Here is an 8,450-nt window from a genome sequence, read left to right as displayed (position 1 = left end):
CTACCGGCTGGTTGCTCTCTTGGAGGCGGGCCCGGGCACGGGACAGCCGTGAACGCACCGTGCCTATCGGTACATGCAGGGCGGCCGCGGCCGCTTTATAGTCGAGCTCGGCGAACACGCACGCGGCAAGGACTTCTTGCTCGCCTCGGGGCAACCGGCTTATGGCCGCCAGCACGGCGGCCATGCGACGCTCGGAATCGATGCGCTCGGAGACGTCGTCGGCAGGATCGGTCATCTCTTCCCGCCGAGCCGCTCGACGCTCGATAGCGGAACGTCGCACCGCGGATCGCATCCTGCTGCGCACCATATTCGATGCGGTTCCGATCAGCCATGGCAGCGCCGATTCACGATCCAGGGCCAGCTGTCGTCGGCCCCGCCAAACCTCCAGGAACACGGCCGACGTGAGGTCTTCCGCGGCGTCCCACGAGGCCGTGCGGCGGAAACAGTAGTTGTAGACCGCGTCGCGATGTCGAACGAACAGCTCGCCGAAGGCATCCGCATCTCCTGCAACGCTGCGGTCCCACAACACCTGGTCTGAGACGGACGGACTCATGGTCTCCATACCCATTCATGTCTCCATGAGCACAAAAGTTCCCGGTGCCCATGTCGACTCCCGAAATCCGGGGTACCGAGCGGGTTTCGCCACGATCGGGACCGACTTTTCGATACGGTACCAACGGAACTGCCAACACCCCCGCCAGGACATGCCCCAACGGCAAGAGAATTGCACCCCAGCCCTCACGCCAGCGCGAAGCGCGACCACCCTGCGGAATTGAGTTCCGGCGGTTACCGATGTCCCGTGGCGGAGGCTCTTTGGAGGAAACCTACGCGGAGGTCCACCAATAGACTCGACCATGTTGAGGAGATTCCCGCCGACTGCCTATGCCGGCTCATCCGTCGCGCAGCCGGCGCGACTTTGGCAGTGATTCTTCCGAGGGATTCGGTGGGGGCGTGCGTAGGATGGGCAGGTTGATATCGGGGGAGTGGGGGGTCTGCGGCGATGGCTCAGGCAAGAGATGCTGTCAGTCGTGCATGGCGTTCGAGGGCTGGATTGATCGTCGGGTTCGCCGTTTTTGCCTTGATCGGCTGCAGGCTTGTGTGGGTTCAGGTCATTGACGGCCCGACCCTGAGCGCTGCGGCGCAGCAGCTGCGTACCGTTTCGCAGGACATCCCCTTCACGAGGGTGGAGATTCTCGATGAGCGTGGTCGGGTTCTCGCCCGTACGGTACTGACCTATGACATCGTGACTGACCCCAGCCAGAGCTCGGCCTTCGATGCCTTCGATATCCCCTTGCCGGACAGGTCTGTCCGGCATGTCGCTCGCGATCAGGGAATCACCGAGCTGGCCCAGATTCTTGGCCTGGATGATTCGGTCGTGAAGAAGGCCGTTGGCGGAACCGGAAAATTCGCCTACGTGGCCCGATCCGTCACACCCGATGTGGAGCAGCGGGTGGCGGATCTGAGATTCCCCGGCGTGAGCTCCAACGCCGTGCGGAAGCGCGAGTACCCGCTCGGCGAGGTTGCGGGCAACATCGTGGGGTTTGTCGACGACCAGATGCAGGGCGCCGCCGGGGTCGAACAGACCCTGAACGATCAGCTCACCGGAACACCCGGCAAGCGCCAGTTCGAAATCGGTGCAGACGGGATTCTCATCCCTGTGGCGCCCATCGAACAGGTGAAGCCGGTCAACGGCAAGACTGTTCAGCTGACCATCAATAGCGATCTTCAATACCTTGCGCAGAAAGCGATCTCGGATTCCGTGGCCCAGCTGCACGCTGAATGGGGCAACATCGTCGTGGTGGAGGCCAAGACCGGCAAGATCCGCGCGATGGCTGACACCTCACCGATGAATCCGAACAACCCAGGGGCCAGCAAGCCCGAGGACAGGGGCGTGCGGTCCGTGACAGCGGCCGTCGAACCAGGCTCGACGGAGAAGTCGGTCACCGCGGCCGCGGCGCTCCAGGAGGGCAAGGTGCAACCCCTCACGCAATTGGAGATTCCCCCGAGCTACACCATCGACGGTCAGACCTTCAATGACTCGTTTGGGCACGGCACGCTGCATATGACTTTCGCGGGCGTACTGGGCTACTCCCTCAACACGGGCACCGTCATGGTGGGCAAAGACCTGACGGCCCAGCAGCGCTACGGCTACCTGCGGAAGTTCGGAATCGGGGAGAAAACAGGGATACCACTCCCCGGCGAATCAACGGGCATACTCGCTTCTCCCGACAAATGGGACGGCCGGCAACAGTACACGGTTCTGTTCGGCCAAGGCGTTGCCCAAACCCCTTTGCAGACCGCGATGGTCTACCAAACGATCGCGAACGGCGGCGTCAGGCTCAAGCCGCAGCTCCTTGAATCAACCACCGGCGCCGACGGCAAGGTAACACCGACTCAACAGGACGCCGGAGTGCAGGTGCTCACCCCGGCAACTGACAAATCGCTAAAGGAGATCCTCGAGAGCGTCGTCACCGCCGGTGAAGTCCAGGACGTGAAAGTTCGCGGGTACCGGGTGGGCGGCAAAACCGGCACCGCTGAGACAGCAAGACCGGACGGCGCCGGGCTGAGCGGTTACACCGCTTCTCTGGTGGGCATGGCCCCATGGACGATCCTCAATACGTCGTGCTAGTGAACGTCCAGCACCCGCAGGGCTGGATCTACGGGATTACGCAGGCCCCGGTCTTCAACTCCGTCATGTCCTCGACGCTCACCACCTTCAACGTCAGCCCCTCCACTACGCCTTCCGTCGCGCTGCCGCAGAAGTACTGATCCGAAGCCTCGCGAGACTGGACCGGCTGGGGGGTGCAGACCAGTATTGCGGCAGATTATGGCCAATCCTGGATCAGGTTGAGATACTCAGCCATTTGGAGGAAAGCTACATGGAGGTCCGCCAATATTCTCCACCATGTTGACTCTCAATCCTTGGCGTGGGAAAAGTTCTGTTGGAAAGCATGGAACCAATTCCGTGGTCCGGACACTATGGAGTATGAACGGGGACTCGGAATGCTCGGACGAGAGGTTGTGGAGGCTTGTCATCAACGGCGATGGTGATGCTTTCGGTGCCATGTTCGATCGCCATCGGGACAGAGTGCTGCGGCACGCGCTGAGATTCCTAGGATCCCCTCACGCCGCTGAGGACGTGACGGCAATTGTCTTTTACGAGACATGGCGCCGGCGGGAGTATGTGCGCATGGTCAATGGCTCGATCGTGGCCTGGTTGCTGGTTACTGCGAACAATACGATCCGCAACGAGATCCGGCAGCGACGACGGTACAGAAACCTGCTTGTCCAGCTCCCTCCGCCGGCTGCAGGCCCCGATGTGGCCGATGAATTCGCCGACGCTGACGAACGTGAGGCACGAGCATTGGGTCTTCGGCAGGCTTTCGAGAGGCTTAGACCCATGGAGCGCGATGTTTTGACGTTGTGCGTAGTCGAAAGACTGAGTGTCAGAGAAACGGCCGCCGCTCTCAAGATCGCCGAGGGCACCGTGAAATCGAGACTGCACCGGGCAAAAACAAGGCTCTGAATTTTGTATCAGGAAGTGTCCAACGAGCACGCAATTGATGATCACGCTGTGCACGGAGGGAGGGAATCATGAGGGCATACGAGTTCCAGGGTGACAGGAGCGAGGAGCTGCGGCGCCAGCTCGTGGAGATGACGGCGGCGCCCGCACGGACATCGGCAAGGGAGCGGGCGGCAATGCATCAGGCAGGTTTCGTTCATGCCGCGCCGGGGATGCCGCCGGTCTCGAGCCGGACGCGCCTGGCAGTCGTGACGCTGCGGAGGCTACCCGCCAAGATCAAGGCAGTGTTTCTTGGGTTGGTCCTTGTGGGCGCTGCTGGAGGTGCGGCCGCCCTGGTTCTGGCGCCTCCGGATAATTCCCTGGATGCGTCGAGGATCATCGAGTCGCTGTCCAGACCACAACAGGGAACGGACAGGCTTCCCGCCCCGGCACTGGCCATCCTGCCCAAGGATCTGATCGACCCCTCGCAGACCCGGCTCTTGGGAAAGAGCGATGACTACACCTATTACGGTGCGCCCGCAGGCGACAAGATCTGCATTGTCCCGGTCGACTCCGCAGGACAGGGCCGATCCATGGGGTGCACGCTCCTGGGAAGCTTCGAAGGCTACGGATTGAAGGTGGAATCGCCGGACCGGACCGAAGCCGGCTGGCTGATGGTTCCTGCCGGTGCGAAAAGGGCCTTGGAGTCCGTCAAGAGTGAGGGCGGGTGGATTCAGCAGGCACCGAACTTCCTAGTGCGAACGAACCACTAACCGACAGCTCTTATCCACACAGGTGGATCCGGGGCCGCCGAGTGGCCGCACTGGGGAGGACTTCGCCTCACTGAAGGGCTTCCGGTAGCCCTTGAGGCGGCGCTACATTTGCCGGATCGCGAGCAATACCGAGAGTCCTCTGATATATCGGTTCAAAATTAGAGTTGCCTTCCCCTGCGATCCCACTCTTCCCTGCGGGCTTCTTCTTCGTTCCAGAAGTGTGTGTCGTTGCGGCGGACACGGAGGAGGCGGCCGAGAAAGATCAAATTGACTAAGAAGAGTGCGGCAGCGAGGAAGAAAGCTACAGGTTCCCACTCCCTGCCCGGCAAGATGCCGACATTCAGCAGCATGAGGATGACGCTGAGGAAGATTTGGACAATCACGGCCCAGTAGGTGAATCTAAAGCTGCCGCGCGTCATTCTTGGCTCCAGCCGCTTGCTACCTTCTGTTTCCGGCATGTTCGGAGCCTACAACCAGCGGCAGTTCCCGGAGTAGGGTCCCAATAAAACGGCTGCCAGGCTGGGGAGTAGCTGAAGGCGACACCGCAGCGTCATTGCATGGTGCTAGCTCGCCAGGGCCGCGCGGCGAGGGGACTCTTCACAATTCGGCGACTGCTCTTGTCGGTGAAGCGTTGTCTGCGTGTTGGCCGGGACGGACAATACGGGTAGGAGGACAAGCGACATGCCTGACATGCTCAACGACGACCAACGGGCCGCGGACTTCGTCTTTGTTCCTGATGTTGTCGGGGAACGTTTCCTCAAAGCACGGGAGATAGCCCAAGCCGCTGGCCTGACCTTGGCGAATCCAGATCCGGATGGGCCACCAATAAGCGAGCTTGCATGGCGCCGCAACACGACCATTCAGAGCCAGTCTCCAGATCCAGGAATTGTTTTGTATCGGAACGATTCCCTGCGGGTTTGGCTGCGCTCGGATCTGGAGCCGGATATGGCGCGCAAACTCGACAGTCCACCGCCCTCGGTGGACTCGGCTCATGCAACTCCGGAAGACCCGCCTCGAATAGTCACGCTTACCGGCGAAGATCCGGGGGAGGAAACCGCCGGGTGAAGGATGCGGCGGCTCGTGGCGGGTACCGCTAACCTGCCATTTTTTCGCGAGCCATTTGGATGGAGCAATGCCGGGGTGGACCCCTCGCAAAGCTCCCTGATCCGTGCTCTGATGAAGAGCAAAGTATTGGGATTTCGCACAGGGAGCGACCGTGAGCACCAATCTTGAATCGCTGATTCCGGCTCGTCCCGCCACACGACCGACTTTGGTGGTCCTCTCGGGCTTCACCGCGGCATTGTGCTGGTGGATCGTGTTGGTCGGAGTGGTGAACAGCGGTGCGGGGGCCATCTTTCTGGTCGTCCCCGTTCTTGCAACAATCGCGACGTTCCGGGCCGCACGCCGTCAGAGCCGTCACCACAAGGCCCAACACGTCAATCAATCGCGCCGCCACAGGGCTAGCCGTGCCCAGTCTGCGCATCGTGGCTCCATGGTCATCCTCTATGGCTTTACAGCGGCCCTGTGCTGGTGGATCGGAATAGCAGGGGTGATTAATAGCGGAGGCGGTGCCTTCTTCCTGATCATTCCTGTCCTGGCAACAGCAGGAACGCTCTTGGCCGCACGATACAAGGGCCGGGCTCCAAAAACATACGCCACATAAACAAGCGCGTCGAGCTTGTGAGACCCTGCTTGCGGGCCTATCGTGCGATACCCAGCATCCAGAAGATCAGTAACGCTACGACGACGAGACCCATGCCGGCTCCGATCGCCCCGGACAGGGCTCGACCATCTATTGCCTCAGCATCCTCGCGGAGTATGACGTATCCCTCGCACATCGCGATGGTGAAGACCAAGACCAGAATCGACTCGAACGGGAAACTCATCGGGTCCTCCTGCTGCGCCGTGCTTTTCAGCCCTTCCCTTCGATTGTCCGCCGTGCTTCAGCCGGCGTGCAACACTCGGCGGATGCGACTACGGCGCAGAGGAGCAGCTCAATGAGGGTCGAATACGGAGCGCGTTGCGGGTCAAGTAGAGGTGTCTGGCCGGCAAACGATTAAGGCAGCAGCGGATCTGACGGTCGCGTTATCCGTGCCTATGACGGTGGCTATTTGGAGGAAACCTACACGGAGGTCCACCACCATTCCCCACTGCTGCAGCAGGTGACCGCAGACGATGGGATTGGCCGCGGTTTCCAAGCGCTGCCCCCAGCGGGCGGATTTCCTTGAGATCGTTCAGGCCGCCAAGGCCGAGGCAGAAGAATCTGCACAGACGAGCCGGCGTCCCGCCGCTGAACTTTGGTCTGCGGTTTGTTGGGCGATGGTGCGGGCGAGACGGTAGCAACCCGTGAGTCGTGGGTGGTTCTGGTTCAAGCCGTCACGCCGGTCCTGAATCAAACTGCCACATTCAAAAGGACGCAACACATCTCGGTTACGTGAGCCAATTCCTCGACGTGATCGGCTCCGGCCTCCTGTCGAATATGCATGACCCAACCTTGCCACGCCCCGGGCGGCGACCGGGACACAGAAACGACCCATCGAGGTCCTTCCCCAACGGCAGAGTCAAAGCGGACAGAAGGCGCTCTTGATGCCCCCTCGAAACGACGGAGAACTGGGACAACCCGAACCAAGTTCCAACTAGGCAAAGGCCCTCAAGCTCGGACATGCGGTGACTCAGCAGGCCGTGAAATTCTGCCTAGGCACCCTTGGCTGGTCTGCTTAACGTGCACCCACCCCCTAACTCAACAATGAGCGGCGCAAATTGCAGCCTCATTCTTGGCGGCCTGGTGCTACTGGCAAGGAGCTTCAGGCTTGCTAGGGGAGTCGCGGCAATCGTGGCCCTTGGTGGCCTGGCGGCCTTTGTCATGATGGTGGGGCCGGACGCAAGCGTCCTGAGGGCAGCGGTCATGGGTGCTATCGGCCTCACCGCGCTAAGTAGCGGCCGGCAGGGCAGGAGCCTGGGCTTTCTGTGCCTCGCGGTCACTGGGCTTCTCACCCTGGATCCCTCACTTGGTACGAGTGTGGGGTTCCTCTTGTCCGTCCTCGCTACCCTGGGAATTGTCCTGTTGGCACGGCCTATCGCTTCCTGGGCTCCGTCTTGGGTACCTTCCTGGCTAGCGTCCGCCGTTGCCGTCCCCTTGGCGGCGCAGCTTCTGTGCAGCCCGGTCATCGTAGCCTTGCAACCGCAGTTCTCCAGCTGCTCATTGCTGACGAATATCGCAGTTGCTCCGTTTGTCGCACCCGTGACGATCCTGGGAACCATTGCTGTCCCCCTTGTCCCGCTGCTTCCCTGGCTTGCAATTGTTCCGATAGCCGTTGCCGGGGCCAGCGCGGGAATGGTGGCGGCAATCGCCAGGTTCTTCGCCGGGCTTCCCGGAGCGTCCTTGCCGTGGCCGGAAGGTCCCGCTGGAATCGCCACCATGAGTCTCTGGTCTGTTGGGACAGTCCTGCTTGTGTGGCTGGTCTTGCATCCGACGCGGGTGGTCTCCGCCGTACTGTGGTTGCACGGCCGCTTGGTGCTCCTCATAGCCGCAGGGGAGTCGTCTCTTCGTCGCCGATGGACCCGCTGAACGTGGGAGACTGGAATTCTGCAAAACCCTTCTGGAAGGAAGCAACATTGGCTGCTGCCCAGGTCTCCAAGGCTAAAACTTCCGCGGCGAACACCGCCAGCTGGCGGGACGTTACCCCATCCGCGGTAGTGCTCATCACCGGCCCTGAGGAATACCTCGGAATCCGGGCCATGGATCGGATCCGATCGCAAGTGCGTGCCGCAGCACCGGAAGTGGAAATCAGCAAGCTCAATGCCGGAAGCTACGAGTCCGGTTCCCTCGCAATGGCGGTCACGCCGTCGCTGTTCGATGAGGCAAAACTCATCGAGATCGAGGGCCTCGAGTCCATGACCGATGCCTTCCTTGCCGATGCCTTGAAATACGTAGCCCAACCGGAGAACGACGTCGTGTTGGTCCTTCGCCACGGTGGCGGGGTGCGCGGAAAGAAACTCCTGGACGCCATCAAGTCCTCCGGATGGCCGGTGGTGGACTGCCAACCCTTGAAAAAGGACGCCGAGAAAACAGCATTCGTCGCCTCGGAATTCAAGGCAGGCGGCCGCCGCATCGAAGCGGAAGCCGTCCAAGCCTCGTCAATGCAGTCGGAGCCAGCCTCTCCGAACTCGCTGCG

10 protein-coding genes and 1 pseudogene are annotated in these 8,450 nt (G+C 61.3%); 8 read left to right on the top strand and 3 right to left on the bottom strand.

The features are described from left to right. On the bottom strand, window positions 1-526 hold a 526-nt coding region (locus tag AHiyo1_RS22215), incomplete at its 3' end, for an RNA polymerase sigma factor (RefSeq protein ID WP_216363290.1). A 525-nt stretch (window positions 527-1,051) separates the two neighbouring features. Here AHiyo1_RS22215 and AHiyo1_RS22210 point away from each other — a divergent pair. From AHiyo1_RS22210 to AHiyo1_RS27615, 4 genes are all read left to right on the top strand, one after another. Next, a complete protein-coding gene (locus tag AHiyo1_RS22210) occupies window positions 1,052-2,629 on the top strand; it encodes a peptidoglycan D,D-transpeptidase FtsI family protein (RefSeq protein ID WP_253257560.1) in 1,578 nt (525 codons plus the stop codon). Next, on the top strand, window positions 2,602-2,769 hold the full coding sequence (locus AHiyo1_RS27620; protein WP_253257559.1) for a hypothetical protein: 168 nt from the start codon (window positions 2,602-2,604) through the stop codon (window positions 2,767-2,769). The genes AHiyo1_RS22210 and AHiyo1_RS27620 overlap by 28 nt, the downstream gene beginning before the upstream one ends. 196 nt (window positions 2,770-2,965) lie before the next feature. Then, window positions 2,966-3,526, top strand: coding sequence for an RNA polymerase sigma factor (locus tag AHiyo1_RS22205; RefSeq protein WP_253257558.1), 561 nt, complete (start codon window positions 2,966-2,968; stop codon window positions 3,524-3,526). 68 nt (window positions 3,527-3,594) lie between these two features. Continuing rightward, on the top strand, window positions 3,595-4,275 hold the full coding sequence (locus AHiyo1_RS27615; RefSeq protein WP_059390023.1) for a hypothetical protein: 681 nt from the start codon (window positions 3,595-3,597) through the stop codon (window positions 4,273-4,275). Window positions 4,276-4,433: 158 nt separating this feature from the next. On the opposite strand, the gene AHiyo1_RS22195 is transcribed toward AHiyo1_RS27615, so the two are convergent. Further along, a complete protein-coding gene (locus AHiyo1_RS22195) occupies window positions 4,434-4,733 on the bottom strand; it encodes a hypothetical protein (RefSeq protein WP_059390022.1) in 300 nt (99 codons plus the stop codon). Between the two features lie 232 nt (window positions 4,734-4,965). On the opposite strand from AHiyo1_RS22195, the gene AHiyo1_RS22190 reads away from it, so the two are divergent. Continuing rightward, window positions 4,966-5,340: a PASTA domain-containing protein gene (locus AHiyo1_RS22190; protein WP_148667710.1), complete on the top strand. Its 375-nt coding sequence runs from the start codon at window positions 4,966-4,968 to the stop codon at window positions 5,338-5,340. A gap of 151 nt (window positions 5,341-5,491) precedes the next feature. Continuing rightward, on the top strand, window positions 5,492-5,938 hold the full coding sequence (locus AHiyo1_RS22185; protein WP_059390020.1) for a hypothetical protein: 447 nt from the start codon (window positions 5,492-5,494) through the stop codon (window positions 5,936-5,938). 37 nt (window positions 5,939-5,975) lie between these two features. Here the strand turns inward: AHiyo1_RS22185 and AHiyo1_RS22180 are convergent, their stop codons facing one another. Beyond that, the gene (locus AHiyo1_RS22180; RefSeq protein ID WP_059390019.1) at window positions 5,976-6,161 is read right to left on the bottom strand and encodes a hypothetical protein; all 186 of its coding nucleotides are present in this window, start codon (window positions 6,159-6,161) and stop codon (window positions 5,976-5,978) included. Between the two features lie 860 nt (window positions 6,162-7,021). Between AHiyo1_RS22180 and AHiyo1_RS22175 the strand changes: the two genes are divergently transcribed. Continuing rightward, on the top strand, window positions 7,022-7,843 hold the full coding sequence (locus AHiyo1_RS22175) for a ComEC/Rec2 family competence protein (RefSeq protein ID WP_084784678.1): 822 nt from the start codon (window positions 7,022-7,024) through the stop codon (window positions 7,841-7,843). 47 nt (window positions 7,844-7,890) lie between these two features. Next, window positions 7,891-8,450 (top strand): annotated as a pseudogene (holA, locus tag AHiyo1_RS22170) (DNA polymerase III subunit delta); the annotation flags it as partial.

The sequence above is a fragment of the Arthrobacter sp. Hiyo1 genome (genome assembly GCF_001263615.2).
In the GTDB taxonomy this organism is placed as follows: Bacteria; Actinomycetota; Actinomycetes; order Actinomycetales; family Micrococcaceae; genus Arthrobacter.
This window is presented reverse-complemented; position numbering and strand designations above follow the sequence as displayed.